Here is a 25,612-nt window from a genome sequence, read left to right as displayed (position 1 = left end):
GCCCATCGGAACCGTCTGTCGGGATAATCCGGCGACGAAGAAATTCCCGGGCCTGCATTCGAAGAACTGCGTCCGGAGACTTATCCCTGGTGCGCTTGGAGACTCACGTGGATTCCCGTCTGAATGATTTTCTCGCCCGCGCCGAAGCGCTGATGGTGCGCCTGGAGCCTTTGCTGCCCGCTGTCCGCGAAACCGTGGACTGGCAGCAGAGCCTGGCGGCGCGCTGGCACCGTGACGGCCGTAGCGGTTATCTGCAAACGCTGAAGGTCAGTCTCGACTTGCGCCTGGACGATCTGCTGGGCGTCGACCGGCAGCGCGAGCAGCTGGCGCGCAACACACGGCAGTTCGTGGCTGGCCAGCCGGCCAACCATGCATTGCTGTGGGGCGCCCGTGGCACTGGCAAGTCCTCGCTGGTGCGCGCGCTGCTGGCAGAGTTGGCCGGTGAAGGGCTGCGCCTGATCGAGATCGAGCGCGACCACCTGGCCGACCTGCCGCGTGTGGTCGAGCAGATTCAGGGGTTGCCGCAGCGCTTCGTGCTGTTCTGCGATGACCTGTCGTTCGACGCGGGTGAGGGCGATTTTCGCGTCCTCAAGAGCGTGCTCGACGGCTCGCTGGAGCAGGCGCCGGATAACGTATTGCTGTATGCCACTTCCAATCGTCGTCATCTGGTCTCCGAAAAGCAGAGCGACAACGAGAACTGGAAGATGGTCGATGGCGAGTTGCACCCCAACGAAGCCGTCGAAGACAAGATCGCCCTGTCCGACCGATTCGGCCTGTGGCTGTCCTTCTATCCCTTCACCCAGGAACACTTCCTCAGTGTGGTGCGCCACTGGGTCGAGGTACTCGCGCAGAAATCCGGGCTCGCCGCCTGGGCCTGGGACGAGGCGCTGGAGAAGGAAGCCATCCGCTGGGCGCTCGGGCGCGGCAACCGGAATGGCCGCTGTGCTTATCAATTCGCCCGCTACTGGGTGGGCCGACAATTGCTGGAAGGAGACACCCCATGATCGATCTGCAACAGGCCGGCGCCGGCCTTGACGGCTACGCGCTGCTGGCCGCCCAGGCGGAGTCACTGTTCGCCGACGAGCGCGACTTCATCGCCAACGCCTCGCAGTTTTCCGCGTTCCTGTTCAACGAGCTGCCGGACCTGAACTGGGCCGGCTTTTACCTGAACCGCAACGAAGAGCTGGTGCTCGGCCCCTTCCAGGGCAAGGTTGCCTGCGTACGCATTCCCTTCAGCAAGGGCGTGTGCGGCGCCGCAGCGCGCACCCGTGAAACCCAGCGTGTGGAAGACGTGCACGCCTTCCCCGGCCACATCGCCTGCGACAGCGCCTCCAACAGCGAGCTGGTGGTGCCGCTGGTGAAGGAGGGACGCCTGATTGGCGTGCTGGACCTGGACAGCCCGACGGTCGGCCGCTTCAGCGCGCAGGACCAGGCCGGTATCGAGCGCCTGGTGGAGATTTTCCTGCGCCTGTCCGACTGCTGACAGTTCGCCGGTAACAAAAAGCCCCGCCTAGGCGGGGCTTTTTCATGGCGGGCACAGGTTCAGCGCTTGGCCATGATCTTGGCGATGATCTGCAGTTCGCCCTGGACGATCTCGGCCAGGGCAGGGCGGGTCAGGGTGCGCTCGAAGTGCGCGGCCAGCTTCGGCCAGCGCTGGGCATCCAGCTCTTCCTCGCCGTGACGCAGGTTCACCAGCTGGCAGGCGATGGCGATGTCGGCGAGGCTGAAGCGGTCATCGATGAACCACTGCTGTTCGCCCAGGCACTTCTCCAGGTAATCGAAGTGCTCCGGGAGTTTCTCCTGCATGGCGCCTTTCACCGCCACTTCATCGCAGACCTTGCCCATCAGCGGCTTGAGCAGGCGGTTGCGGAACACCGTGAAGGTGGTCAGCGGGGCCAGTTCGTAGTCGGCGTACTTTTCCAGCCAGTTGATCCGCGCGCGGGACTCGGCGCCTGTGCCGCACAGCGGAGCGCGCTGCGGGTCACGGTCTTCCAGGTAGTGGCAGATGACGCTGGAGTCGGCGAGGGTGAAGTCGCCGTCGCGAATCGCCGGCACGCGGCGCAGCGGGTTCAGTTCGCGGTACCAGTCCGGCTGGTTGAACGGGTTGACGTTCTCCAGTTGGTAGTCGAAGCCTTTCTCGGCCGCGAACAGGCGGACTTTGCGAACGAAGGGGGACAGTGGGGCGCCGAAGACGACGAGGCTCATGCAAGGCTCCTGGGGCGAAGGTGGCCGGGGTGATGGTTCGACGGCGGATCAGTCGTAAAGGTTCTTCTTCTTCCAGATATCGTCTTCATCCAGCGCCTTGAGGCCGTCGCCCAGTTCGCTTTGCTCATCGGCAGCAGGCTGGGAAGTTTCCAGCACCAGGGCGTTGGCGTGGGCCAGCTGGGCTTCCATCTGCTTGAGCTGCGCCTGGTAGCGGCCGATCTCTGGTTGCTTCTGCAGGTATTGCGCGCCGCGCTCGAAGGCCAGGCGCGCCTGCCGCGGTTGGCCTTGCTGCAGCGCCTGCTGGCCGAGGTTGCCGAAGAACTCTATATGGAGGAGGGTGAGCAGGTGGCGGATTTCCTTCACCCACTTCTGTGCTTCGGCGCGCGGCAGCATGTTGTCCTGGGCGCAGCGGGTGAGCTGGGCATGCAGCGCTTCGAAGAGGAAGCGCACGTCCTTGGCCTTTGCCTCGGTGAGGATCGGCTGCGGCGCATTCTTGACCGGTATGGCTTCGCCCTTGGCGACCAGACCGCGCAGCTCTTCCATGCGCTGCTTGAGCGCGGGGTTCTGTTTATCGACGGCCAGCAGGCGTTCGCTGAGATTGAGCTCGAAGCCGCTGAGCAGCAGCTTCAAGGCCGGGGACATGAACTGGCCGGGCAGGGACTCGGAAACATCGGCGCAGCGCCGGCAGCGGTCGGACAGGTCGGCCTTCAGGCGCGCCTGTTCCAGCTTGCGGTTTTCCACCAGATGATTGATGTAGCCGATGGCGACCAGCAGGGCGATACCGACGAGAACCAGGACCGTAATGACGATTGGCGACACCGTGGAGTGCTCCGGATGTTTTCCGCGAGTGTAATGTCTTAGTGATACTGCTGATAGCGGCAGCTCAGTTTTTACTCAGAAGTCTTTGATTTAAAAAATATTTCTCTTGAGGGTTGACGACCTTACAAAGCGTCCCTAGAATGCGCGCCACTTCGACGCGAAACGCAGAACTTGCCGGAACGACGAAGTCGGAAAGATGTTAAGTTCCGGGCCGCGTCCCCTTCGTCTAGTGGCCTAGGACACCGCCCTTTCACGGCGGTAACAGGGGTTCGAGTCCCCTAGGGGACGCCATTGCGGGAATAGCTCAGTTGGTAGAGCACGACCTTGCCAAGGTCGGGGTCGCGAGTTCGAGTCTCGTTTCCCGCTCCAGATTCTCGATCATCGCCACGGCGGTGACCGAAAGATGAAATGGCGTTACCCTTCGGCGAAAGCTGAAGGTTGCAACAAGTTGCTGCGGGAATAGCTCAGTTGGTAGAGCACGACCTTGCCAAGGTCGGGGTCGCGAGTTCGAGTCTCGTTTCCCGCTCCAAAATCGAAGCGCCGTCCATCAGGACGGCGTTTTCGTTAACCTCCGGCGAAAGCTGAAGGTTACAGCAAGTTGATGCGGGAATAGCTCAGTTGGTAGAGCACGACCTTGCCAAGGTCGGGGTCGCGAGTTCGAGTCTCGTTTCCCGCTCCAGAATCGAAACGCCGCCCATCAGGGCGGCGTTTTCGTTTTCGCTGGAAAACCCAGCCAAGGAAAAAGCCCGCTTGCAGCGGGCTTTTGCATTTGCGGATCCGAGTGTTACGTCGCCGCCGGTTGCTCCTCGCGCGGCACGAACAGGCGTCGGGTTGCCAGTAGATGGATGATGAAACTGATCAGCGCGGCGCCCAGGATGCCCACTCCCAAGCGCGTGAACAGGCCGCTGGTGTCGGAGAGGTGCTGTAGCCGGTCGAGGCGGTCGAAGTGGGCCGGGTCGGTGTTGGAGTAGGCGACCTGCAGCAGGGTGCCTTCTGGGTACTTGTCGGCATTGCTGCCGGCGACATCGAAGCGGCCGATGTAGGGCTGGCCTTTCACTTCGAACTGATAGGTGAAGTGGTACATCTCCTTGGTCCGCCCGCGGCGCCCACGCTCCTCGGTGACTTCATCCAGTACCAGTGGCGCGCTGACTACCGAGTGGTCGGCGAGTATGCGTCTGGCGCGCAGGTGATCGCCAATGGCAGTGAGGCACATCAGCAGCACGAAACCGATGGCAAACACGGTGCAGATGATGCTGGAGACGCGGCGGACCTTTTCGTGGGCCCCGGACGAGATTTTGAAGCTGAGCATGACGTTCCCTGCCTTGTGTTGAAAAAGTAACAAAAGGCTACGGGCGAGGCGTCGGGGGTGTCCTTGTCAGTTTGTCAACCGAGCGGACGGAGCGCTGGACAGAATGTCCGTGGCGCGGCGGCAGGCGCCGCGCTGGGGAGGGGGAGGCGTCAGTGCTTCGATGCGTCGTCTGGCAGCGCAAGCACCTGCATCTCGCGGTTCCAGTCGAAGGGCTCGCCGTTTTCCTCGGCCTCGAAGCGACGCTCGTCGAGCTGCTGGTACATCTGCAGCTCTTCGTCGGGCATGTAGTGCAGGCAGTCGCCGCCGAAGAACCACAGCAGGTCGCGCGGGATCAGGTGGGCGATCTGCGGGTAGCGGTGGAAGATCTGGCTGATCAGGTCCTGGCCCAGGTACTGGGCGCCTTCCGGGTCACGCGGCAGTTCCACCAGCAGTTCGTCGAAGCGTTCGAGGAACAAGCCGTGGTTGTCCTCGGGAACCTGCTCGGCTTCGCCCAGGGCGCCGAGGATCATGCGCAGGTGGTTGAGCAGGGCGATGTGGTGGTCGAGATAGGCGCTGGCCATGGGGGTTCCTCTGGAGCTGTGTGCAAACGGCCGGGGAGTATATCGGGTTTCGTCGGCGCTGCCGCCGGGTCGATCAGCGGAGCGGGCGCATCTGGATCTGTCGGCGCTGGTTGTCGATCTGCTGGCGCTGTTGGTCGAGGATGCGCTGCTGCTGTTGCAGCTGGTCGCGCTGCAGCTCGCTCTTCTGCCGCTGGATCATCTGGTCGCTCTGCCGGCGCTGCTCGTTCCAGCGCCGCTGGTTGTCCTGCTGGCGCTGCAGGTCCTGTTGCTGCATCTGCAGGCGCTGGTCCTCGTAGTTCAGGCGCTGGCTGTCGAGCTGGTTCTGCCGCAATTGCTGCTGGCGGCGCAGGCTGTCCTGCTGTTGCTGGATCGGGTCGATGACCGGGCTGGGCGCTGGCGCTGGGCGCGGTCGGCTGGGGTAGAGCCAGGGGTCGGCCTGGACACTGCCGGCCAGCAGCGCGAGCAGCAGGAGGATGGATCGACGCATGTGCGGTACTCCATGGGAGTGATGCTCTCAGTGTGCACCCGATAGTCCGGGCCGGCATTGCTGTGCGTCGGAGAAAAAAGAGGCGCCCGAAGGCGCCCCGTGGGTGCAAGCCACCGGTCAATCGGCGTTGCCGGCCAGTTCTTCCTTGGAGAAGTCATCCACGTCGATTACCGCGCGGCGTGCGCGCTCGGCAGCGTGCAGCGTTTCCGCTTCCGCGGCTTCCAGTACGCCCGCCTCGGCGGCGGCATCGATAGGTGACTGCCCTGGCTTGGGATTGACGCCGTGTTCCTTGAGCGCCTTGTGCAGCTTCTTCTGCAGGGGGGCTGCGGCGGCGAGCTGGTCGTAAGCGACGGTGAGCTTGGCCACCGGGTCGTCTGCGCCAGTCGGCAGATGGGCGCCGGCAAGTATCGCTTGCAGGGCTGGGTCGCTCAGCGGGCGGCCGAGGATCTCAGCGATCTCGGCGTCGAGCCTATCGCTCGGGCCACGGTGACGACGGCCCAGCGGCAGCACCAGCACGCGCAGCAGGCAGGCGAACGCGCGGTTGGGGAAGTTGTCGATCAGGTCGGCCAGCGCGGCTTCCGCTTTCTCCAGGTTTTCCTCCATGGCCCAGTGCAGCAGCGGGTGCAGGTAATCCGGGTTGTCCAGGTCGTGGTAGCGCTTGAGCGCGGCGGAGCCCAGGTAGAGGTGGCTCAGCGCATCGCCCAGCCGTGCGGACAGGCGTTCACGGCGCTTCAGCTCGCCGCCGAGCATCATCATGCTGAAGTCGGCAAGCAGGGCGAAGGACGCCGCAAGGCGGTTCAGCGCACGGTAGTACGGACGGCTGATGCGGTCCCCCGGCACCTGGTCGAAACTGCCGAAGCCCAGGCCGAGCAACAGGCTGCTGGCGGCGTTGCTGACGGCAAAGCCGATGTGGTCGAGCAACAGCTCGTCGAACTCGCGCTCGGCCTGGTCCTGGTCCTCGCGGCGGGCCAGTTCCATCTCCTTGAGCACGTACGGATGGCAGCGGATGGCGCCCTGGCCGAAGATCATCAGGTTGCGCGAGAGGATGTTGGCACCCTCCACGGTGATGAAGATTGGCGCGGCCTGCCAGGAACGGCCCAGGTAGTTGTTCGGGCCGAGGATGATGCCTTTGCCGCCGTGGATATCCATGGCGTGGGCGATGCACTCGCGGCCGCGTTCGGTGAGGTGGTACTTGAGGATGGCCGAGAGCACCGAGGGCTTCTCGCCCAGGTCCACCGCGTTGGCGGTGAGGATGCGCGCACTGTCCATAATCCAGGCGTTGCCGCCGATGCGGGCGAGGGCTTCCTGGATGCCTTCGAAGGCCGACAGCGGCACGTTGAACTGCTCGCGTACCTGGGCGTAACGGCCGCTGACGTAACTGCCAGCCTTGGCGGCGCTGGTGCCCACCGCCGGCAGGGAAATCGAGCGGCCCACGGACAGGCAGTTCATCAGCATCATCCAGCCTTTGCCGATCATTTCCTGGCCGCCGATGATGTAGTCGAGCGGCACGAACACGTCCTTGCCGGAGTTGGGGCCATTCATGAAGGCAGCGCCCAGGGGCACGTGGCGACGGCCGATCTGCACGCCGTCGGTGTCGGTCGGGATCAGCGCCAGGGTGATGCCGAGGTCTTCCTCCTCGCCCAGCAGATGGTCCGGGTCATGGCATTTGAAGGCCAGGCCGAGGAGGGTGGCCACCGGGCCGAGGGTGATGTAGCGCTTTTCCCAGGTGAGACGCAGGCCGATGACTTCCTCGCCTTCCCACTGGCCTTTGCAGATCACGCCGACGTCGGTCATGCCACCGGCATCGGAACCGGCCTGCGGACTGGTCAGGGCGAAGCAGGGAATCTCGTCGCCAGTGGCCAGGCGCGGCAGGTAGCGCTGGCGCTGTGCGTCGGTGCCGTAGTGCAGCAGCAGTTCGGCCGGGCCGAGCGAGTTGGGCACCATCACGGTGGAGGCAAGGTCGCCGCTGCGGGTGGCGAGCTTCATCACCACCTGCGAGTGGGCGAAGGCGGAGAAGCCCTTGCCGCCGTATTCCTTGGGAATGATCAGGCCAAAGAATCCCTGGCTCTTGATGTACGCCCAGGCTTCGGGCGGCAGGTCCATGTCCTTGCCGACCTGGTAGTCGTTGATCATCGCGCAGAGTTGCTCGGTGGGACCGTCGACGAAGGCCTGTTCCTCTTCGGTCAATTGCGCGCGGGGGTAGGCCAGCAGCGTGTGCCAGTCCGGGCGGCCGCTGAACAGCTGGCCATCCCACCAGACGGTACCGGCCTCGATAGCCTCGCGCTCGGTTTCGGACATCGGCGGCAAGGTCTTCTTGAACCAGGCGAACAGCCGCGAAGTGAACAGGCTGCGGCGCAGGTCGGTGGCGAGAATCGTCACCGCGACCACCGCCCAGAGCAGCCACAACAGCACCATCCAACCGTGGGCGTGGCTGAACAGGCTCATCAGTACGAGGTACACGGCGACGATGCCGAGGGCCTTGAGCGGTGCGGCGCGGCGGTGCGCGAGCCAGGCGACGCCGAGGATCAGGACGAGTAACCAGACGAGCAGCATGCGGATTCCTCCATGACAGCCCAACCCGGCGACAGCAGGCCGTAGCGGGCTTGGTGACGAGAGTGCGCGAGCACTATGACGAGCGTTTCCCTGCAAGGGATGCCGCCACAATGCCCCGGAAGCTTAGCTGGCCGAATCGGACCAATGGCCGCATGGCCGGACAGCTTGGCCGGATCGCCTTGTCGGACAGGCGTTGGCGCTGGTTAGACTGGAGCCGGATCTCAAGGTCCAGCCAAGGACGACCAGCCCGGAGACAACGCCATGCAGCCCTACCTCAAGCCCAGCCGCTTCGTTGATAGTGACCACCCTGGGGTAATCGAGTTCGCTCTAAATCACCGGGGCGACGGTGGCACCCCGCGGGAGCAGGCGGTCGCCCTGTACTACGCGGTGCGTGACGGGATTCGCTACAACCCCTACGTGTTCAGCCGTGACCCGCAGACGCTCAGGGGCAGCCATGCGCTGGAGGCCGGGCAGTCTTACTGTGTGCCCAAGGCCACGCTGCTGGCGGCCTGCGCGCGGCATTGCGGGATTCCCGCGCGGATTGGCCTGGCCGACGTGAAGAACCACCTGGCCACGCCGCGCCTCCTGGAACTGCTGCGCAGCGAAGTGTTCGCCATGCACGGCTATACCGAACTCTTTCTCGAGGGGCGCTGGGTGAAGGCGACGCCGGCGTTCGATATCGGTCTGTGCGAGGCCTTCGGTGTGCTGCCGCTGGAATTCGACGGGCGCAACGACAGCGTCTTCCACCCGTTCAACCGCGAGGGTGAGCGGCACATGGAGTACCTGCGCGACCACGGCCAGTTCCCCGATGTGCCGGAGGAATTCTTCTTCGGCTACCTCAGGCAGTGCTACTCGCACCTGTTCACCGGCGAGGATGCACCGCTGGACGGCGACATGCGCAGCGAAGCGGCCAGGCCGTAAAGCCATCGTTCGCATGAAAGCAATCGCCCATGAAAGCAATCGATAGTGACCATCAGTACGTGTGTCTTTTTTCCTGGCGCCGTTGCCGGTAGGGTGCCGTCATCCGAAATCGCGTCCGCTGGGCGCGTGACAAACGAATGACGACAACAAGAGAGGCGCAGCATGCTCAGGATCTGGGGCCGAAAGAATTCCTCCAACGTGCGCAAGGCGCTCTGGTGCGCGGAGGAGGCTGGCCTGGCCTATGAGCGGATCGACGCCGGCGGCGCGTTCGGCCTGGTCAACGATGCGCCTTACCGCGAGCTGAATCCCAATGGCGTGGTGCCGACCCTGGACGACGACGGCTTCGTGCTCTGGGAGTCCAACACCATCGTCCGCTACCTCGCTGCGCGCTACGCTCCGGACCTGTACCCGCAGGACCTGCAGCAGCGCGCCAGCGCCGAGAAATGGATGGACTGGACCACCTCGTCCTTCGCCGCGCCGTTCCGCACCGTGTTCTGGGGTACCCTGCGCACTCCGCCGGAGCAACGTGACGCCACCGCCATCCAGGCCGCCATCGATACCTGCGTGGCCCTGTTGGCGGTGCCCGAGGCCACGCTCGCCACGCAGCCGTACCTCACCGGCGAACAATTCGGCATGGGCGACATCCCGCTGGGCAGCTTCATCTATGCTTGGTTCGAAATGCCCATCGAGCGCCCGGCACAGCCGCATCTCGAAGCCTGGTACGCCCGCCTGAAGGCACGCCCGGCTTACCGTGCGGCAGTAATGACCGACCTGACCTGAATGCCTGCGCGTGCCCCGGAGGTTGCAATCCTCGCGGCGTACCCTTATCAAGCAGGCCATTTTTCCAAAGACATGCGTCTTTCCACCGACTTGCAACGGGAAAACCCATGAGTTCCGCGCTGTCCATCCGTCAATTGACGAAGACCTACGGCAACGGTTTCCAGGCCCTCAAGGGCATCGACCTGGACGTCGCCGAGGGCGATTTCTTTGCCTTGCTGGGCCCCAACGGTGCCGGCAAATCCACCACCATCGGCATCCTCTCCACCCTGGTGAACAAGACCAGCGGCACGGTCAACGTGTTCGGCCATGACCTGGACAAGGACCCGTACGGTTTGAAGCGTTGCCTGGGCGTAGTGCCCCAGGAGTTCAACTTCAACCAGTTCGAGAAGGTATTCGACATCGTCGTCACCCAGGCCGGCTACTACGGCATCCCGATGAGCGTGGCCAAGGGGCGCGCCGAGAAGTACCTGACCCAGCTGGGCCTGTGGGACAAGCGCAACTCTGCTTCCCGCGAACTCTCCGGCGGCATGAAGCGCCGCCTGATGATCGCCCGCGCGCTGGTACACGAGCCGCGCCTGCTGATCCTCGACGAACCCACCGCAGGCGTGGACATCGAACTGCGCCGCTCGATGTGGAACTTCCTCACCGAGCTCAACGGCGAAGGCATCAGCATCATCCTCACCACGCACTACCTGGAGGAGGCCGAACAGCTTTGCCGCAACATCGCGATCATCGATCACGGCACCATCGTGGAGAACACCAGCATGCGCAAGCTGCTCGGCAAGCTGCACGTCGAGACCTTCTACCTCGACCTGCAAGGCACGCTCAGCGAAACGCCGAAGCTCGACGGCTATCCGGCCCGTCTGGTGGACGATCACACCCTGGAAGTTCAGGTGGATAAATCGTTGGGCATCAACGGTCTGTTCGTCCAGCTCAATGCCCAGGGTGTGCAAGTGCTGAGCCTGCGCAACAAGAGCAACCGCCTGGAGGAACTGTTCGTGTCGCTGGTGGAGAAGAATCTGTCGAAGGTGGCGGTATGAGTCACGAACTGCGCGCCAACTGGGTCGCCCTCAATACCATCGTCTACCGCGAAGTCCGCCGCTTCCTGCGCATCTGGCCGCAGACCCTGCTGCCGCCAGCGATCACCATGGTTCTGTACTTCGTCATCTTCGGCAACCTGATCGGCCGGCAGATCGGCGACATGGGTGGTTTCACCTACATGCAGTACATCGTGCCGGGGCTGATCATGATGTCGGTGATCACCAACTCCTACGGCAACGTGGTCTCGAGCTTCTTCGGCAGCAAGTTCCAGCGCAACATCGAGGAGCTGCTGGTCTCGCCGGTATCACCGCACACCATCCTCCTGGGCTTCGTCTGCGGTGGCGTGCTGCGCGGGCTGGCGGTAGGCGTGATCGTTACCCTCCTGTCGCTGTTCTTCACCGACCTGCAGATCCACCACCTGGGTATCACCGTGCTGGTGGTGGTGCTGACGGCGGCGATCTTCTCCATGGGCGGTTTCGTCAACGCGGTGTTCGCGCGCAACTTCGACGACATCTCGATCATCCCGACCTTCGTGCTGACGCCGCTGACCTACCTGGGCGGGGTGTTCTACTCGATCACGCTGCTGCCGCCGTTCTGGCAGACCGTCTCGCTGGCCAACCCGATCCTGCACATGGTCAACGCCTTCCGTTATGGCATCCTCGGCGTGTCCGACATCCGCATCGGCACGGCGGTGATCTTCATGCTGGTGGCGACCGTGCTGCTCTATGTGTTCTGCATTCGTCTGCTGGTGAGCGGGCGCGGCATGCGACAGTGAGGGCGCCTTGAGCTGATTAAAAAGGCCCCGGTTGGGGCCTTTTTCGTTTCCCGCCTTCGTCGGGCTCAGTTTGGGGCGACGGGCATTTGATCTTGCAGGAGCGAGCTTGTTCGCGAACCGCCTCAACGATGGTGCTGCCGGTGAGTCCGTTCGCGAGCAGGGACTGGGCGTCCCCCTCGCTCCTACACGTTCGGCAGTTCGATGACGAATCGCGTCCACCCCTGCGCCGACTCGCAGCGAATCTCGCCACCATGGGCGCGAACGATGGAGCGGCAGATCGCCAACCCCAGCCCGGCATGTTCACCCTGGCCTTCGCGGCGGGCCGGGTCGGCGCGGTAGAAACGGTCGAACAGGCGCGGCAGGCGGTCGGCAGGAATCTCCCGCCCCGGGTTCTCCACGCTCAGGCGGCCCGGCTCCAGGCGCACGCGAATTTGCCCACCGTCCGCAGTGAAGCGCAGGGCGTTGTCCAGCAGGTTGGCCAGCACCCGGCGCAGCAAGGCGCGATCGCCATGCACCGACAGCTCGCCATCGCGGTCCAGGCGAATGGACTTTTCCTCGGCCAGCGGCCCGTAGAATTCCAGCAGCTCGTCCACCTCGCCGGCCAGCGCCAGGAGCTGGCTGCTGGGCGTGAGCAGGCCATGGTCGGCCTTGGCCAGGAACAGCATGTCGTTGACCATCGCGGTGAGCCGCTCCAACTCCTCCAGGTTGCCGTGCAGCGCCTCGCGGTAGTCCTCCAGTCCGCGCGGGCGCGACAGCACCACCTGGGTCTGGGTCAGCAGTCCGGTGAGTGGCGTGCGCAGCTCGTGGGCGATGTCGGCGGAGAAGGCCGACAGGCGCTGGAAGGCCTCTTCCAGGCGCGCCAGCATGGCGTTCAGCTCGCCGGCCAGGCCACGCAGCTCCTGCGGCATCTGTCCGGCGTCCAGGCGGGTGGTCAGCGAGTGCGCGCTGACCTGCGCCGCCACCTCGCTCATGCGCCGCAACGGCCGCAGGCTGGCCCGGGCGGCCCAGGCGCCGAGCAGGGCAGTGGCCAGGGCGGAGAAGCCCATGGTCAGCCAGATAAGCCGCTGCATGCGTTGCAGGAAGTGCTGGTGGTGAGTGATATCGAGGATCAGGGTGAGCTGCGGACCATCGGGTCGGTCGGCCTTCAGGGGCGCTTGCAGTTCGCGGTAGGCAGGGGGCTCGTCGCTGGCCATGTTCATTGTCGGCAATTGCCAGAACCAGCGTTGCCCATCGGGGCCTTGCAGTCGCAGGCCGAGGTCGGGGTGGCGTTCCAGTTCGCGGCGCAGTTCGGCGGTGTGCGGCGCCAGTTGCTCGGCGCTGCTGACTTCGCTGAGCACGTCGCGAAAGATCGCCAGCTTGCCGCTCAACAGCTGCTGGTCCAGTTCGATGAAGTGTGCCTCGCTGGCGCGGCTGAACACGATGCCTGCCAGCAGCGACACGGCGGCGGTGCAGGCGGCGAACAGCAGGCTCAGGCGCAGGCCCAGGGAGAGGCGCGCGCTCATGCTTCGCGCTCTTCCAGCACGTAGCCCATACCACGCACGGTGTGGATCAGACGCTGCGGGAAGTCATCGTCGACCTTGGCGCGCAGACGGCGGATGGCGACTTCGATGACGTTGGTGTCGCTGTCGAAATTCATGTCCCACACCTGGGAGGCGATCAGTGACTTGGGCAGTACTTCGCCGCTGCGGCGCAGCAGCAGTTCCAGCAGGGCGAATTCCTTGGCGGTCAGGTCGATGCGTTTGCCGGCGCGTTGCACACGACGGCGCAACAGGTCCAGTTCGAGGTCCGCGAGTTGCAGGGTGGTTTCCTGCAGTTGCTGGCCGCCACGACGCAGCAGGGTACGTACACGGGCCAGCAGTTCGACGAAGGCGAAGGGCTTCACCAGGTAGTCGTCGGCGCCTAGCTCCAGGCCGCGTACGCGGTCTTCCACGGCATCGCGGGCAGTGAGGAACAGCACTGGAACGGCGCTGCCGGTCTGGCGCAGCGCCTGGAGGATCTGCCAGCCGTCGCGGCCGGGCAGCATCACGTCGAGGATCAGCAGATCGTGCTCGCCGGTCAGGGCCAGTTGCAGGCCCTCGTCGCCGTCGGCAGTCAGGTCGACGGCAAAGCCTGCCTCGCTCAGCCCCTGCTGCAGGTACTGGCCGATGCGCGGTTCGTCTTCGACGATGAGGAGTTTCATCCGGGTATCCATTCAGGCGCTCGGGGCGCGGCTGTCATCAGGGTAATGGGGCGGTCAGCGAACTGACAGCGTCCGCGTTGCACACTGGCAGTGAGTTCATTGTTCAGCGTCTTCGAGGAGCCCGCCATGCACCTGATCATCTCCACGCTGTTTGCCGTGCTGTTCTTCCCCGTCACGCCAGCCCTGGCTGACGGGGGAGGGGATATCACCTTCCAGCGCATGCAGGAACAGGCCGCCACGGTGCGCCAGGCCTGCTGAAACTGCTTCATCGTGCTGCCCCTTGCCCGCCCTTCGGCGGGCTTTTTTTCGCCCTCTTTATACCCCGTGTCGAGCGGGCGGGCGCCAAGCTGACAGAGTTGTAATCTTCCCGACAGGTAACCCTCAGCCGTCGACAGCGACCATGGCCAGCATTCCAGAAAGGAGATTCGCCATGTCCCTGCGCCATCTGCTCCAAGCTTCCGTCATCGGTCTTGCCGCCGCCATCAGCCTGCCGGCCCTGGCCGATGCCGGTCACGCCTATGACTTCGGCAAGCCGGCCAAGGCTGCCCAGGCCACACGCACCGTGGAGGTCAAGCTGGGCGAGATGTTCTTCGAGCCGGAGAGCATCGACGTGAAGCCGGGCGAAACCGTGCGTTTCGTCATCCACAACACGGGCAGTCTGTTGCATGAGTTCAACCTGGGCAGTGCCGCCATGCACGCCGGTCACCAGAAGGAAATGCAGCAGATGATGGACTCCGGGATGCTCACCCCCACCGGTATGCAGCACGACATGAGCAAGATGGACCACAGCAAGATGGGCCATGGCGATAAGCCGATGGGGCAGATGATGAAGCACGATGACCCCAACAGCGTGCTGGTGGAGCCGGGCAAGACCGCCGAGTTGACCTGGACTTTCAGCAAGGCCACCAGCCTGGAGTTCGCCTGCAACATTCCGGGGCACTACCAGGCCGGCATGGTCGGCAAACTGACCGTCAAGCCCTGAGCGGGAGCGCCGAGATGATCCGCGCAAGGGAATGGGCCCTGGGGGCGTTGCTGCTGGCACCGTTGGCGGTGCAGGCGGGCGTGTATGACCTGACGATTGGCGAGGGCGAGCTGAAACTGTCCGACGGCGCCCGCAAGGCGCTGACGGTGAATGGCCGCACGCCCGCGCCGGAGCTGCGCTTCAAGGAGGACGAGGACGTCGAGCTGCGCGTCACCAACACCCTCGACCGTGACACCTCGCTGCACTGGCACGGGCTGATCCTGCCCTATACCCAGGATGGTGTGCCGGGTATCAGCTTCCCCGGCATCAAGCCCGGCGAGACCTTCACCTACCGCTTCACCGTGAAGCAGTCCGGCACCTACTGGTACCACGCCCACAGCGACTTCCAGGAGATCGAGGGGCTCTACGGCCCGCTGGTGATCGAGCCGAAGGCGCGCGAACCGTACCGCTACGATCGCGAGTACACCCTGCTGCTGGCCGACTGGCACGACACCCGGCCGGAAACCGTGTTCGCCAACCTGAAGAAGCAGAGCGACTACTACAACCGCAACCAGCGCACGCTGGGCGACTTCATCGCCGACTCCAGCGCCAATGGCTTCATGGCAACCCTGCGCGACCGCCTGGACTGGGGCGGCATGCGCATGACGCCGACGGACATCGCCGACATTGCCGGCTTCCGTTTCCTGGTCAACGGCCAGGACAGCGAGCAGAACTGGACCGGCCTGTTCAAGCCTGGCGAGCGCGTGCGCCTGCGCATCATCAACGGCTCGGGCATGAGCTATTTCGACCTGCGCATTCCCGGCCTGAAAATGACCGTGGTGCAGGCTGACGGCAACGACGTGCAGCCGGTGACAGTCGACGAGTTGCGCATCGCCGTGGCCGAGACCTACGACGTGATCGTCCAGCCGCAGGAAGACCGCGCCTACACCTTCTTCGCCGAAGCCATGGACCGCAGCGGCTACGCCCGCGCCACCCTGACACCCCGCAAAGGCATGGTGGCCGAGGTGCCGGCGCTGCGCGAACGGCCGCTGCTGACCATGGCCGACATGGGCATGAGCCATGAAGGCATGGACCACAGTGGCATGGCGATGGATGGGCAGGGCGATGACGTGAAAGCGTCGGGCATGGCCGGGATGGATCATTCGACCATGCAGGGCATGGACCACTCGCAGATGGCCGGCATGGATCACTCGGACATGGGTGCTGCCGCGCCGAAGTCCGACTACGCACCGGGCAGCGGGCTGACGCCGCAACCGGCCGCGCCGGGCAATCGCCTGCTGGTCTACGCGGACCTCAAGGCCATGCGCCCCTACGCCGACTACCGCGCGCCGGATCGCATCATCGAGTTCCGCCTGACCGGCAACATGGAGCGCTACTTCTGGTCCATCGACGGCAAGAAGTACTCCGAGGCCGAGCCGATCCGCCTGACCTACGGCGAGCGGGTGCGCATCCGCTTCGTCAACGACACCATGATGACCCACCCCATGCACCTGCACGGTATGTGGATGCAGCTGGACAAGGGCAACGGCCGCTTCAACCCGCTCAAGCACGTGGTCAGCGTGGCGCCGGGCAGCACCCTGGACGTCGACGTGCCCGCCGATGCACTGGGCGAATGGGCCTTCCACTGCCACCTGATCTACCACATGGCCGCCGGCATGATGCGCAAGGTCATCGTCGAGCCGGCTCCCGCCAGCGCCAGCCTCTGAGGAACCGCCATGAAACGCATAGCAACGGTGGCCTGCGCGGCGACCCTGGGCCTGGCCTTGCCCGCTGAAAGTGCCGAGATGGACGACATGCCCATGGGCTCGCTGCTGATCCAGCGCCTGGAAAGCCGTTTCCATGGCAACGACCAGGCCCTGGGCTGGGAAGCCCAGGGCTGGTACGGCACCGACTACCAGAAACTGCGCCTGAAGCTGGAAGGCGAGCGCGCCGCCGGCGGCCCGACTACCGACAACGAGGTGCAACTGCTCTATCAGCGCATGGCCGCAGACTTCTGGGACTGGCAGGTGGGCGTGCGCCATGACGACCAACCGGGGCCGTCGCGCACCTATGCCGTTCTCGGTCTCCAGGGGCTGGCACCGCAGTGGTTCGAGGTGGACGCCAACCTGTTCCTCAGCGAGCGCGGCGACCCATCCCTGCGCCTGGAAACCGAATACGAGCTGCTGCTGACCCAGCGGCTGATCCTCGAACCCTCGCTGGAATACAACCTGGCGCTGGCCGATGACCGGGATCTTGGCGTGGGTGCCGGTGGCAGCGAGTTGGAGGCGGGCTTGCGGCTGCGCTACGAAGTGCGCCGGGAGTTTGCGCCGTACTTCGGCTACGTCTGGAGCAAGACCTATGGCCGCAGCGGCGATATCGCCCGTGCCGAGGGTGAGGATGACGAGCAAGGTTATTGGGTCGCAGGCGTGCGAATGTGGTTCTGACTGGCCCGACGTAGGATGGCGTGGAGCGAAGCGATACCCATCGATTCGGTGCGCACGCAGCATGGGTATCGCTCCGCTCCACCCATCCTACAAAGGCGCATGCTGGATACGTCGGAATATCCGGCTCGTCCGCCGGAGGCTGAAAGGGCCGGCGGATTTGTATACACTCGCCGCCTCGCGTTACCACCCGCATCGCCGATCCAGCAGGTCTTCCCCATGCAGCATCCCGCCGAACACTCGCCCCTGGGCAAATCCAGCGAATATGTCTCCACCTACGCGCCGGAGCTGCTGTTCCCGATCTCCCGCACCACCAAGTGGGCAGAGCTGGGCCTGACCGCGGAAACCCTGCCGTACCAGGGCGTCGACCTGTGGAACTGCTACGAGCTGTCCTGGCTGACTTCCTCGGGCAAGCCGGTGGTGGCCATCGGCGAATTCGCGATTCCGGCGCAGTCGCCGAACATCATCGAGTCCAAGTCCTTCAAGCTCTACCTCAACTCGCTGAACCAGACCGCCTTCGACAATGCCGAAGCCGTGCGTGCGGTGATGGAGCGTGACCTGTCCGCCGCCGCTGGTGCGCCGGTGAGCGTGCGCGTGCGCGGTCTGGACGAGGTGGCGGGCGAAGGCGTGGCCGTCATCGAGGGTACCTGCGTCGACGACCTGGACGTCGAGGTGGAGAGCTACGACGATCCGCGCCCGGAACTGCTGCGCTGCGACGACACCCGTCGCGTCGACGAAGTGCTCTACAGCCACCTGCTCAAATCCAACTGCCCGGTCACCGGCCAGCCGGATTGGGGCACCCTGGTCGTGGAATACACGGGGCCGGCGCTGGATGCAGCGAGCCTGCTGGCCTACGTCGTATCCTTCCGCCAGCACCAGGACTTCCACGAGCAGTGCGTCGAGCGCATCTACCTCGACCTGCAACGCCTGCTGCAGCCGACCCGCCTGACTGTCTATGCACGCTACGTGCGCCGTGGTGGGCTGGACATCAACCCCTACCGCAGCAGCGAAGCGGTGCAGCCGGACAATCGCCGGCTGGTGCGCCAGTAAGGCTCACTGCGTCAGTAAAGCGCAGATACAAAAAACCCGGCCAAGGCCGGGTTTTTTCATGACAGGCAGGTCTAGATGCCCATGTTGGCGAGGCTCTGCACAATGGAGCGGAGCGTCCCGGCCAGCGTCGGGTGGCTCGCCTCGAAGCGCTCCACGGCCAGGTTGACGTTGTCCATCAGGGTCTCGTCGGCCAGCGCCTCCTCGTTGGCCAGCTGCATCTCGATGTCCTTGATCAGGGCCTGCAGCGATTCGCGCTCTTCCGCGTTCAGCGGCGGCTGGCGCTCCAGCTGCTCGCGCAGGGCCTGGAGTTCTTCCTGGAGGCGTTGTGTCGGCATGGTGGTGTCCTTCTGCGGTACGTACCCAAAGATGGACCTCGCCCGGCAGGGAAAAGGTCCATCGCCATGCCTTTGAGCTTAACTCGCCGCGCGCACCCTTGCCTGATGCCGATCAATTCGCAGGAGACGTTCGAGCAGCGGGAAGAAGTGCTCCAGCTCCGGCGTGCGCATCGCCGGGTCCTTGCCCAGGTCGTCCAGCCGGCGCAGGGTCAGCGCGTCCTGGGAGAAGGGGGCGTTGAGGAAGGCGCTGGCGCCGCGCTCGTCGAACGGCCCGCCCTGCAGCGCCAGGCTCTGCCGCGAGGCCCAGGAAAGTCCCGCGTGGTAGGCGGGATCGACCGCGCAGAGGTAACGCTTGGCGGCCACGTGCAGGCGGATCGGCTGCCAGACGGCTTCGGGCAGCAGCTCGCGCAGCAGGTTGGCGCCGAACTCTTCGTGGCGCTGGTCGTGTTCCTCGATCAGCGTCGGGTCTTCATACAGGTGGCCGATGTCGTGGAGCAGGGCGGCGATCACCAGGCTGTCGGAACAACCGGCGCGCTCGGCCAGGGTGGCGCACTGCAATGCGTGCTCGCCTTGGCTGACGGCCTCGCCGTAAGGTTCGGCGCCGTGGCTGGCGAAGCGTTCGGCCAGCTCGTCGAGGAAGCGGTGGCGTTCGTGCTTCATGGTTTTTCTCCTTTCAGGCGGCGGCCGGCGATGTCCTGCAGGCAGGAGTCCAGCTCGCCCAGGTGATCGATGACCGAGTGCACGCCCAGGCGATACAAACCCAGAGTGGCCTGGGCGCGCAGGCGGTCGCGGTCGAGGTTGCCCAGGGCGTCCCAGTCTCCCGGTGCGTGACCGCACAGGGGGCCGCTGGCGGCCAGGCCGATGGTCCAAAGGCCGGCGTTGAGGCCCGCCTGGAGCAGGCGCGGCTGGCCGCTGACCAGCACGCAGCCGTCCAGATGTGGGCTGTCCAACTGCATCAGTGCCTGCCAGCAGGAGTCCGGCGCAGGCCATTGGCGGCCAGCAATCTCGAGGCCGGTCGCCAGGTGATCGTCCAGGGCCCCGGCCAGGTGCTGCGCGGCGGCGTTGGGCAGCTCATCGAGCCAGGCGCAGGGTACGCCGCGCTGGTGCAGCGTCTGCAGGGCGTCCAGGGCCCCTGGAGTGGCCTCGGCGTGGGCCTGGGCAGCATCGTTCAGGGCGGACTGGAAGCGGCTGCGCTCCTGGGTATCGGCACGGCGGCCCAGGGCAAGGTCCAGGGCATCCTGCGGGGGCAGGGTGAGGGCATTGGTCAGGCGTTCCGGTGGACAATCGGGGCAGGTACGTTGCAGGGCTACCGGCAGCGTCCTTGCGCCGAAATCCACCAGGTCGCCCGACAGTCCGAACAGCAGGGTAGTGAAACGCGGAAGGTCGGCAGTCGCAGGCATGGTGGGCTTTTCTGATAATTGGTCTAGGCCAGACTAGCGGGCCAATGTGACGGTCCGATGAAGTCCTCCGCATGCCGTTATAATCGCCGCGCCTTTTTGCGGAAGACGCCCATGCCGGTCGAACCCATGCCCCATTACCTGCGCATTCGCGACCAGCTGGCGCAGGACATCGCCAACACCTCCCTGAGCCAGCGACTGCCTGCCGAACGCGAGCTGGCCGAGCGCTTCTGCTGCACCCGCGTGACCCTGCGCGAAGCGTTGCAGCAGCTGGAGACCGAAGGCTTGCTGTACCGCGAGAACCGCCGCGGCTGGTTCGTCTCGCCACCGCGCATCCGCTACAACCCGACGCGCACCACCGGCTTCATGGATTACGTGGAGGCTCAGGGGCGCGTCCCGCGTACTGAGGTCCTGGCTGCTGAACGCCGCGCCGCTGGGCCGGCACTCGGACGCCGCATGGGGCTGGATGAAGAGGCCGAGGTCTTCCACATCCTGCGCCGACGCTGGGTCGATGAGCGGCCGGTGATGCTCGAGGAAATCACCCTGGATGCCAGCTGGTGCCCAGGTCTGCTCGACCACGGGCTGGATACCTCGCTCACCCGTGTATTGCGTGAGGCGCTAGGGCTGAGCCTGTCGCGCTCCGAGCTGGCTATGCATTCCACGGCGCTGGTGGCGGCGCGAGCGACTCCACTGCAACTGACGCCGGGCTCGCCTGGGCTGTATGTGGAACGCGCCAGCTATGTCGAGGACGGCCGGCTGGTGGAGTGGGACCAGGAGTTCTGGCGCTCCGATGCGCTGGAAATTGTCATCGACGCACGGTATCCCGACTGAAGTGGCACTATGCTTTCAACTGGAAGCCAGCGAAACGGCAGTGCGTGACTCCGAATCGAAATCCTGCGAGATCGTTCCGGGTCTGCAAATCCGTTGCGCCTCTATATAATCTGCCCGCATAGCGGGGCCGCCATGGCTGGCCCGATAGACATTCACTGGAGAACTCCCGATGCGCCCACTAGGCGTCCAATGGACGAAACGCTGCTTCAGCCTGCTCGCCGCCGCTGGCCTTGCCACCCTCCCTTTCGTGGCCCAGGCCGCCAGCGAAGATGATCCGTGGGAAAGCATCAACCGCCCGATCTTCACCTTCAACGACACCCTCGACACCTACGCGCTCAAACCGCTGGCCCAGGGTTACCAGTACGTCACCCCGAACGTCGTACAGGACGGCGTGCACAATTTCTTCGGCAACATCGGTGACGTGAAGAACCTGGTCAACGACCTGCTGCAGCTGAAATTCCGCGACGCTGGCGTCGACACCAGCCGCCTGCTGTTCAACACCACCTTCGGCCTGGCGGGCTTCATCGACGTGGCCACCCACATGGGGCTGCGCCGCAACGACGAAGACTTTGGCCAGACCCTCGGCCATTACGGCGTGGGCAGCGGCCCCTACGTGATGCTGCCGCTGCTGGGCCCGAGCACCCTGCGCGATGCACCTTCGCTGATCCCGGACGCCTACACCGGCCCGTATCCCTATATCGATAATGTATCGGTGCGTAACAGCCTGCGCGGTGTCAACGTGGTCGATACCCGCGCCGACCTGCTCAAGTCCGAGAAGCTGATCAGCGGCGACAAGTACACCTTCATCCGCAATGCCTACCTGCAGAACCGCGAGTTCAAGGTCAAGGATGGCGAGGTCGAAGACGACTTCTGATCCTCCTTGGCGGCAGACCTTTCCTGTCCTCCAGCCCGCGCCAATCGTGGCGCGGGCGGTGCCTGCTTGAACCCTTGAGCGGATGGGAGTAGTGTCTGCGCCTTGTCGCGACCGACCCGCGCCGCTGTTCCCTAGAATGAGCGCCAAACCACAACCCCGGCGCCGTTTGCCTGGATGACCCATGCACAAAGCCAGTGCCTCGCTGCTGATTATCGATGACGACGACGTCGTCCGCGAAAGCCTCGCCGCCTACCTGGAAGACAGCGGATTCAAGGTCACACAGGCCACCAACGGCCTGGAAGGCCTGAAAGTCTTCGAGCACGAACTCCCCGACCTGGTGATCTGCGATCTGCGCATGCCGCAGATGGACGGCCTCGAGCTGATCCGTCGGGTCAGCGAGATGGCGGTGGAAACCCCGGTGATCGTGCTGTCCGGCGCCGGCGTCATGAGCGACGCCGTCGAAGCGCTGCGCCTGGGCGCCGCCGACTACCTGATCAAGCCGCTGGAAGACCTCGCCGTCCTGGAACACTCGGTACGCCGTGCCCTGGATCGCGCCTTCCTGCGCTCGGAAAACCGCCGCTACCGCGAGAAGCTGGAAACCGCCAACCGCGAGCTGCAGGCCAGCCTCAACCTGCTCCAGGAAGATCAGAACGCCGGTCGCCAGGTACAGATGAACATGCTGCCGGAGACGCCGTGGGAGTCCGAAGGCCTGGCCTTCTCCCACCAGATCATCCCGTCGCTGTACCTGTCGGGTGACTTCGTCGACTACTTCCGCGTGGATGCTCGCCGCATCGGCTTCTACCTGGCCGACGTCTCCGGCCACGGCGCTTCGTCGGCGTTCGTCACCGTGCTGTTGAAGTTCATGACCACGCGGCTGCTGTACGAATCCAAGCGCAACGACATGTTGCCGGAATTCAAGCCGTCGGACGTTCTCGGCCACATCAACCGTGGGCTGATCAACTGCAACCTGGGCAAGCACGTGACCATGCTCGGTGGCGTGATCGACCTGGATACCGATCGTCTGACCTACAGCATCGGCGGTCACCTGCCTTTGCCTGTGCTTTATGTCGACGGCGAAGCCCGTTACCTGGAAGGCCGTGGCCTGCCGGTGGGGCTGTTCGACGAAGCGACTTACGAGGATCATGTCCTCGATCTTCCCAAGTCCTTCAGCCTTTCCCTGTTCTCGGACGGAATTCTCGACGTCCTTCCGGGAGCTACGCTGAAGGAAAAGGAGACGGCCCTGCCCGAGCAGGTCGTCGCCGCCGGCGGAACCCTGGACGGCCTGCGTCAAGTCTTCGGACTGGCCAAGTTGTCCGAGATGCCGGATGATATTGCCTTGCTGGTGTTGAGCAGGAACCTTGCATGAGTACCGGTAAAATCCAGTTCGCCGAGCAGGATGGCTCATTTGTCCTGAAGTTTGTGGGCGAAGTCCGACTGACCCTGTGTTCGGCGCTGGATGCCACCATTGAAAAAATCTTCGCCGCGTTGAATTTCTCGGCGATCATCATCGATCTCACGGAAACCCAGAGCATCGACAGCACCACGCTGGGCCTCCTGGCGAAGTTGTCGATTCTCTCGCGGCAGAAGGTCGGCCTGTTGCCCACGCTGGTTACCACTAACGCGGACATCACCCGGCTGCTGCAGTCGATGGGCTTCGACCAGGTGTTCAACATTGTTGATCGCCCGGTTCCGTGTTCGGATTGCCTGACCGATCTGCCTCCCCAGGACCAGTCCGAGGAGGTGGTGCGCGGCAAGGTGCTCGAAGCCCACCGTATCCTGATGGGCCTGAACGAGACCAACCGCGAGGCCTTCCACGATCTGGTGAGCGCGCTAGAGCGCCACTGATTCGATGAGCCCCAATGCAAACCGGCGCCCTGGGGCGCCGGTTTGCTTTTGCTCGTCCTCAGCTTTCAGCGGTCGGCGAGCAGCGCCTCGAGCTTCTCCTGGTCGCGGGCGAACAGGCGGATGCCCTCGGCCAGCTTCTCGGTGCCCATGGCGTCTTCATTCATCTGCCAGCGGAAGGCGCTCTCGTCCAACACCTGGCGCGCCTCGCCGCCACCGGGTTGCAGTGCGCGCGGCAGCTCGCCCTGGGCGTCGGCCAGCTGTTGCAGCAGGTCCGGGCTGATGGTCAGTCGATCGCAGCCGGCGAGCTGTTCGATCTGGCCGAGGTTGCGGAAGCTGGCGCCCATCACCACGGTCTCGTAGCCGTTTGCCTTGTAGTAGCGGTAGATGCGCGAAACGGACTGCACTCCCGGATCTTCCGCGCCCGTGTAATCGCGGTTGTTGGCCTTCTTGTACCAGTCGTAGATGCGCCCGACGAAGGGTGAGATCAGGAACACGCCAGCGTCGGCGCAGGCCGCAGCCTGGGCGAAGGAAAACAGCAGGGTCAGGTTGGTCTGGATGCCTTCGCGCTCCAGTTGCTCGGCGGCGCGGATGCCTTCCCAGGTGGAAGCGATCTTGATCAGCACGCGGTCGCGGCCGATGCCCTGCTGGTCGTACAGCTCGATCAGGCGGTGCGCGCGCTGCAGCGTCGCTTCGGTATCGAAGGACAGACGGGCGTCCACTTCGGTGGAGATGCGCCCCGGAATAACGCCCAGGATGTCCTTGCCCACGGCGACGGCGAAGCGGTCGCAGGCGAGACCGGCGTCGCCCTGCGCACCTTCGGTGGCGCGGGCCAGATGCTCGGTATAGCGCGGCAGTGCGGCGGCCTTCAGTAGCAGCGAGGGATTGGTGGTGGCATCCACCGGCTTCAGGCGGGCAATGGCGTCGAAATCGCCGGTATCGGCGACAACCGTGGTGTACTGCTTGAGTTGTTCCAGCTTGGAGGTCATGGCGCGTCTTCCGTAGAGAGTGCATCGACCTTACCCGAGGCCGATGCGCCACTCAACGGGACTCAGTGACCGGCGAGAAGTTCTCCGGCCTGATCGAGCAGTGCGAGGGAATCCTTGGTCTTGTGAACGTCCACCGAGAGCAGCTGGCGAAAGCGTCGTGCCCCCGGGAATCCCTGGGCCAGGCCCAGGACATGGCGGGTCACGTGGTGCATCGCGCCGCCCTCGGCGATGTGTCGCTCGATGTACGGGCGCATCCGCGCCAGGGCTTCGGCGCGGGTGATGGCCGGTTCCTGCGAACCATACAATGCGGCATCGACCTGGGCCAGCAGGTAGGGATTGTGGTACGCCTCGCGGCCGAGCATCACGCCGTCGAACACCTGCAGGTGCTCACGGCATTCTTCCAGGGTCTTGATGCCGCCGTTGAGGATGATTTCCAGCTCCGAGAAGTCGCGCTTGAGCTGCGCGGCAATGTCGTAGCGCAGCGGCGGGATCTCGCGGTTTTCCTTGGGCGACAGGCCTTCGAGGATGGCGATACGTGCATGCACGGTGAAGCTGCGGCAGCCGGCGTCGCGGACCTGGCCGACGAAGTCGCAGAGCTCTTCGTAGCTGTCGCGGCCGTTGATGCCGATGCGGTGCTTGACCGTCACCGGGATCGATACCGCGTCACGCATGGCCTTCACGCAATCCGCCACCAGTGCCGGATGGCCCATCAGGCAAGCGCCGATCATGTTGTTCTGCACACGGTCGCTGGGGCAACCGACATTCAGGTTCACTTCGTCGTAGCCAGCTGCTTCGGCCAGCTTTGCCGCCGCCGCCAGGTCGGCGGGGTTGCTTCCGCCCAGTTGCAGCGCCAGCGGGTGCTCGCATTCGTCGTGGCGTAAGAAGCGCACAGCGTCGCCGTGCAGCACGGCACCGGTAGTGACCATCTCCGTATAGAGCAGCGCGTGGCTGGAGAGCTGGCGCAGGAAGTACCGACAGTGGCGGTCAGTCCAATCCATCATCGGCGCCACGGAGAAGCGGCGGGAGGGCTCGGGGCGGGCGGTGGCGGTCGGTGCTGCAGTGGTCGCGGCTGTGCTCATGGTGACTGAATATCTGGCTTCGCAAGGGGCGCGAAATCGCTCGCGCTGACGGAAAGGGCGGTGATTTTACCGGGGTTGCCGGCGCAGCGCACGGAAACCGGCAGGCGGTCGAGGTCGGGATTGACCTGATAGGGCGGTCAGCACGAGCTGAGCTGCTACCCTCTGGATTCCTGACAGAAGGATC

Annotated in this window: 28 protein-coding genes and 4 tRNA genes; 19 read left to right on the top strand and 13 right to left on the bottom strand. The window is 64.6% G+C overall.

What is annotated here, in order from left to right:
- Positions 1 to 107: 107 nt before the first annotated feature.
- Positions 108 to 1,004: an ATP-binding protein gene (locus tag FAS41_RS10250; RefSeq protein WP_138521829.1), complete on the top strand. Its 897-nt coding sequence runs from the start codon at positions 108 to 110 to the stop codon at positions 1,002 to 1,004.
- The gene (locus FAS41_RS10245) at positions 1,001 to 1,483 is read left to right on the top strand and encodes a GAF domain-containing protein (RefSeq protein WP_138521827.1); all 483 of its coding nucleotides are present in this window, start codon (positions 1,001 to 1,003) and stop codon (positions 1,481 to 1,483) included. The genes FAS41_RS10250 and FAS41_RS10245 overlap by 4 nt, the downstream gene beginning before the upstream one ends.
- 59 nt (positions 1,484 to 1,542) lie before the next feature.
- Here FAS41_RS10245 and FAS41_RS10240 read toward each other — a convergent pair whose 3' ends face one another.
- Together FAS41_RS10240 and FAS41_RS10235 are read right to left on the bottom strand one after the other, a co-directional pair.
- Entirely contained in the window at positions 1,543 to 2,205 is a 663-nt protein-coding gene (locus tag FAS41_RS10240; protein WP_138521825.1) for a glutathione S-transferase family protein, read from the bottom strand.
- A gap of 48 nt (positions 2,206 to 2,253) precedes the next feature.
- Positions 2,254 to 3,024 carry a hypothetical protein gene (locus FAS41_RS10235; protein ID WP_138521823.1) on the bottom strand — a complete coding sequence of 257 codons (771 nt, stop codon included), beginning with the start codon at positions 3,022 to 3,024 and terminating at the stop codon, positions 2,254 to 2,256.
- Positions 3,025 to 3,239: 215 nt separating this feature from the next.
- Here FAS41_RS10235 and FAS41_RS10230 point away from each other — a divergent pair.
- The 4 genes from FAS41_RS10230 (at position 3,240) to FAS41_RS10215 (ending at position 3,703) form a co-directional block, all read left to right on the top strand.
- A tRNA-Glu gene (locus FAS41_RS10230) sits at positions 3,240 to 3,315 on the top strand.
- 2 nt (positions 3,316 to 3,317) lie between these two features.
- Positions 3,318 to 3,393: transfer RNA gene (locus FAS41_RS10225), tRNA-Gly, on the top strand.
- A gap of 84 nt (positions 3,394 to 3,477) precedes the next feature.
- A tRNA-Gly gene (locus FAS41_RS10220) sits at positions 3,478 to 3,553 on the top strand.
- Positions 3,554 to 3,627: 74 nt separating this feature from the next.
- A tRNA-Gly gene (locus FAS41_RS10215) sits at positions 3,628 to 3,703 on the top strand.
- 105 nt (positions 3,704 to 3,808) lie between these two features.
- Here the strand turns inward: FAS41_RS10215 and FAS41_RS10210 are convergent.
- The 4 genes from FAS41_RS10210 to FAS41_RS10195 all read right to left on the bottom strand — a co-directional run bounded on the left by FAS41_RS10210 (position 3,809) and on the right by FAS41_RS10195 (position 7,933).
- Positions 3,809 to 4,333 carry a DUF3592 domain-containing protein gene (locus FAS41_RS10210; RefSeq protein WP_138521821.1) on the bottom strand — a complete coding sequence of 175 codons (525 nt, stop codon included), beginning with the start codon at positions 4,331 to 4,333 and terminating at the stop codon, positions 3,809 to 3,811.
- A gap of 149 nt (positions 4,334 to 4,482) precedes the next feature.
- Positions 4,483 to 4,893 carry a PA2817 family protein gene (locus tag FAS41_RS10205; RefSeq protein ID WP_138521819.1) on the bottom strand — a complete coding sequence of 137 codons (411 nt, stop codon included), beginning with the start codon at positions 4,891 to 4,893 and terminating at the stop codon, positions 4,483 to 4,485.
- Between the two features lie 73 nt (positions 4,894 to 4,966).
- Entirely contained in the window at positions 4,967 to 5,380 is a 414-nt protein-coding gene (locus FAS41_RS10200) for a PA2816 family glutamine-rich protein (protein WP_138521817.1), read from the bottom strand.
- A 117-nt stretch (positions 5,381 to 5,497) separates the two neighbouring features.
- A complete protein-coding gene (locus FAS41_RS10195) occupies positions 5,498 to 7,933 on the bottom strand; it encodes an acyl-CoA dehydrogenase (protein ID WP_138521815.1) in 2,436 nt (811 codons plus the stop codon).
- Between the two features lie 261 nt (positions 7,934 to 8,194).
- Here FAS41_RS10195 and FAS41_RS10190 point away from each other — a divergent pair, with 261 nt between their 5' ends.
- The 4 genes from FAS41_RS10190 (at position 8,195) to FAS41_RS10175 (ending at position 11,450) form a co-directional block, all read left to right on the top strand.
- Positions 8,195 to 8,854 carry a transglutaminase-like domain-containing protein gene (locus FAS41_RS10190; protein WP_138521813.1) on the top strand — a complete coding sequence of 220 codons (660 nt, stop codon included), beginning with the start codon at positions 8,195 to 8,197 and terminating at the stop codon, positions 8,852 to 8,854.
- A 162-nt stretch (positions 8,855 to 9,016) separates the two neighbouring features.
- A complete protein-coding gene (locus FAS41_RS10185) occupies positions 9,017 to 9,634 on the top strand; it encodes a glutathione S-transferase (protein WP_138521811.1) in 618 nt (205 codons plus the stop codon).
- Between the two features lie 107 nt (positions 9,635 to 9,741).
- On the top strand, positions 9,742 to 10,674 hold the full coding sequence (locus FAS41_RS10180; RefSeq protein ID WP_138521809.1) for an ABC transporter ATP-binding protein: 933 nt from the start codon (positions 9,742 to 9,744) through the stop codon (positions 10,672 to 10,674).
- A complete protein-coding gene (locus FAS41_RS10175) occupies positions 10,671 to 11,450 on the top strand; it encodes an ABC transporter permease (protein WP_138521807.1) in 780 nt (259 codons plus the stop codon). The genes FAS41_RS10180 and FAS41_RS10175 overlap by 4 nt, the downstream gene beginning before the upstream one ends.
- A gap of 182 nt (positions 11,451 to 11,632) precedes the next feature.
- Here FAS41_RS10175 and FAS41_RS10170 read toward each other — a convergent pair whose 3' ends face one another.
- Positions 11,633 to 12,952 carry a heavy metal sensor histidine kinase gene (locus FAS41_RS10170; protein WP_138521805.1) on the bottom strand — a complete coding sequence of 440 codons (1,320 nt, stop codon included), beginning with the start codon at positions 12,950 to 12,952 and terminating at the stop codon, positions 11,633 to 11,635.
- Entirely contained in the window at positions 12,949 to 13,629 is a 681-nt protein-coding gene (locus FAS41_RS10165; protein ID WP_138521803.1) for a heavy metal response regulator transcription factor, read from the bottom strand. Before FAS41_RS10165 ends, FAS41_RS10170 begins: the two co-directional genes overlap by 4 nt.
- Before the next feature lie 126 nt (positions 13,630 to 13,755).
- Between FAS41_RS10165 and FAS41_RS31320 the strand changes: the two genes are divergently transcribed.
- From FAS41_RS31320 to queF, 5 genes are all read left to right on the top strand, one after another.
- Positions 13,756 to 13,887, top strand: coding sequence for a co-regulatory protein PtrA N-terminal domain-containing protein (locus FAS41_RS31320; protein WP_017517502.1), 132 nt, complete (start codon positions 13,756 to 13,758; stop codon positions 13,885 to 13,887).
- A gap of 172 nt (positions 13,888 to 14,059) precedes the next feature.
- Positions 14,060 to 14,611 carry a copper-resistant cuproprotein CopI gene (gene copI / locus FAS41_RS10160; protein ID WP_138521801.1) on the top strand — a complete coding sequence of 184 codons (552 nt, stop codon included), beginning with the start codon at positions 14,060 to 14,062 and terminating at the stop codon, positions 14,609 to 14,611.
- A 14-nt stretch (positions 14,612 to 14,625) separates the two neighbouring features.
- Positions 14,626 to 16,317 carry a copper resistance system multicopper oxidase gene (locus FAS41_RS10155; RefSeq protein ID WP_138521799.1) on the top strand — a complete coding sequence of 564 codons (1,692 nt, stop codon included), beginning with the start codon at positions 14,626 to 14,628 and terminating at the stop codon, positions 16,315 to 16,317.
- A gap of 9 nt (positions 16,318 to 16,326) precedes the next feature.
- Positions 16,327 to 17,034, top strand: coding sequence for a copper resistance protein B (locus FAS41_RS10150; protein ID WP_138521797.1), 708 nt, complete (start codon positions 16,327 to 16,329; stop codon positions 17,032 to 17,034).
- Between the two features lie 216 nt (positions 17,035 to 17,250).
- On the top strand, positions 17,251 to 18,081 hold the full coding sequence (queF, locus tag FAS41_RS10145; RefSeq protein WP_138521795.1) for an NADPH-dependent 7-cyano-7-deazaguanine reductase QueF: 831 nt from the start codon (positions 17,251 to 17,253) through the stop codon (positions 18,079 to 18,081).
- Positions 18,082 to 18,152: 71 nt separating this feature from the next.
- Here the strand turns inward: queF and FAS41_RS10140 are convergent, their stop codons facing one another.
- From FAS41_RS10140 to pcrP, 3 genes are all read right to left on the bottom strand, one after another.
- Complete coding sequence (locus FAS41_RS10140) at positions 18,153 to 18,416, bottom strand: DUF4404 family protein (protein WP_138521793.1); 264 nt, start codon at positions 18,414 to 18,416, stop codon at positions 18,153 to 18,155.
- Positions 18,417 to 18,494: 78 nt separating this feature from the next.
- Complete coding sequence (locus FAS41_RS10135) at positions 18,495 to 19,076, bottom strand: phosphonate degradation HD-domain oxygenase (protein WP_138521791.1); 582 nt, start codon at positions 19,074 to 19,076, stop codon at positions 18,495 to 18,497.
- Positions 19,073 to 19,816 (bottom strand): HAD superfamily inactivated hydrolase PcrP, encoded by a 744-nt coding sequence (pcrP, locus tag FAS41_RS10130; RefSeq protein WP_138521789.1) that lies wholly within the window; start codon positions 19,814 to 19,816, stop codon positions 19,073 to 19,075. Before pcrP ends, FAS41_RS10135 begins: the two co-directional genes overlap by 4 nt.
- 111 nt (positions 19,817 to 19,927) lie before the next feature.
- Here pcrP and FAS41_RS10125 point away from each other — a divergent pair, with 111 nt between their 5' ends.
- The 4 genes from FAS41_RS10125 (at position 19,928) to rssC (ending at position 23,363) form a co-directional block, all read left to right on the top strand.
- Complete coding sequence (locus FAS41_RS10125; RefSeq protein WP_138521787.1) at positions 19,928 to 20,644, top strand: UTRA domain-containing protein; 717 nt, start codon at positions 19,928 to 19,930, stop codon at positions 20,642 to 20,644.
- 169 nt (positions 20,645 to 20,813) lie between these two features.
- A complete protein-coding gene (locus tag FAS41_RS10120; protein ID WP_138521785.1) occupies positions 20,814 to 21,518 on the top strand; it encodes an MlaA family lipoprotein in 705 nt (234 codons plus the stop codon).
- Positions 21,519 to 21,699: 181 nt separating this feature from the next.
- A complete protein-coding gene (gene rssB, locus FAS41_RS10115) occupies positions 21,700 to 22,884 on the top strand; it encodes a two-component system response regulator RssB (protein ID WP_045209020.1) in 1,185 nt (394 codons plus the stop codon).
- Entirely contained in the window at positions 22,881 to 23,363 is a 483-nt protein-coding gene (gene rssC / locus FAS41_RS10110; RefSeq protein WP_138521783.1) for an anti-sigma factor antagonist RssC, read from the top strand. Before rssB ends, rssC begins: the two co-directional genes overlap by 4 nt.
- 65 nt (positions 23,364 to 23,428) lie before the next feature.
- Here the strand turns inward: rssC and tal are convergent, their stop codons facing one another.
- Both tal and dusA read right to left on the bottom strand, forming a co-directional pair.
- Positions 23,429 to 24,349 carry a transaldolase gene (gene tal / locus FAS41_RS10105; RefSeq protein ID WP_138521781.1) on the bottom strand — a complete coding sequence of 307 codons (921 nt, stop codon included), beginning with the start codon at positions 24,347 to 24,349 and terminating at the stop codon, positions 23,429 to 23,431.
- Positions 24,350 to 24,411: 62 nt separating this feature from the next.
- Positions 24,412 to 25,428, bottom strand: a complete 1,017-nt coding sequence (dusA, locus tag FAS41_RS10100) for a tRNA dihydrouridine(20/20a) synthase DusA (protein ID WP_138521779.1) — start codon at positions 25,426 to 25,428, stop codon at positions 24,412 to 24,414.
- Positions 25,429 to 25,612 lie beyond the last annotated feature (184 nt).

Origin of the sequence: Pseudomonas nicosulfuronedens (assembly GCF_005877905.1) — a bacterium.
Classification (GTDB): domain Bacteria; phylum Pseudomonadota; class Gammaproteobacteria; order Pseudomonadales; family Pseudomonadaceae; genus Pseudomonas; species Pseudomonas nicosulfuronedens.
The sequence above is the reverse complement of the archived record's forward strand: the minus strand, read 5'-3'. Positions and strand labels throughout refer to the sequence as shown.